Source organism: Teichococcus deserti (genome assembly GCF_001982615.1).
Lineage (GTDB): Bacteria > Pseudomonadota > Alphaproteobacteria > Acetobacterales > Acetobacteraceae > Pseudoroseomonas > Pseudoroseomonas deserti.
Window position 1 is genome coordinate 1 of sequence record NZ_MLCO01000506.1, and the last position, 848, is coordinate 848.

Below are 848 nucleotides of genomic sequence, written 5' to 3' on the forward strand. Positions count from 1 at the left end.
CCGAGTTCCAGGACCTGATCTACCAGAACCTGCGCCGCGGCGGCTCGCAGAGCTCCGACCAGGGCACCGTGCTGCCCTCCGGCGCGCAGCTCGGCCTCGGCGTGCGGACGGCGGCGATCTACCGCATCTCCGAGCAGGGCAACCTGTCGCAGACCGAGAACACCTTCGACGTCGCCATCCGCGGCAATGGTCTTTTCCCGGTCCAGCTTCCCTCGGGCGAGACCGCCTATACCCGCGCCGGCACCTTCGGCCTGTCGGCGGCGGGCACCATCGTGACGGTGGACGGCTTCCAGGTCGGCGGCGGCATCACCATCCCCGCCGGCGCCCGCGACGTCACCATCAACGCCGCCGGCGAGGTGCTGGCCAAGATGGACGGCCAGACCGCGCTGCAGAATGTCGGCCAGCTGCAGCTCGCCGTCTTCGCCAACGAGGGCGGCCTGGAGGCGGTCGGCGACAACATGCTGATGGCGACCCCGGCCTCGGGCGACGCCCAGCTCGGCAACCCGGGCGCCGTTGGCTACGGCCAGGTGCTGCAGGGCTTCGTCGAGACCTCCAACGTCAACGTGGTGCAGGAGATCACCAACCTGATCACCGCCCAGCGCGCCTATGAGATGAACTCCAAGGTCATCACGGCGAGCGACGAGATGCTCTCCACCCTGTCGCGGATGCGCGGCTGATGCCTTGCGCGCCCGGCAGCTTCCGCCGCCTGTCCCTCCTGTCCGGCATTTTCTGCCTGGCGGCCAATCTTGCCGCGGCGCAGGGCCTGGTCGCCCCGCGCGGCCAGGCGGCGATCGAGGGCGGCGTGGTGACGCTGGGCGACCTGTTCGACGGGCTCGGCCCCAAGGCCC

1 protein-coding gene is annotated in these 848 nt (G+C 70.6%); it reads left to right on the forward strand.

Annotated elements, in window-relative coordinates:
* The coding region (gene flgG, locus BKE38_RS29550; protein ID WP_076960654.1) for a flagellar basal-body rod protein FlgG at nucleotides 1–677 on the forward strand (677 nt) is incomplete at its 5' end.
* Nucleotides 678–848 lie beyond the last annotated feature (171 nt).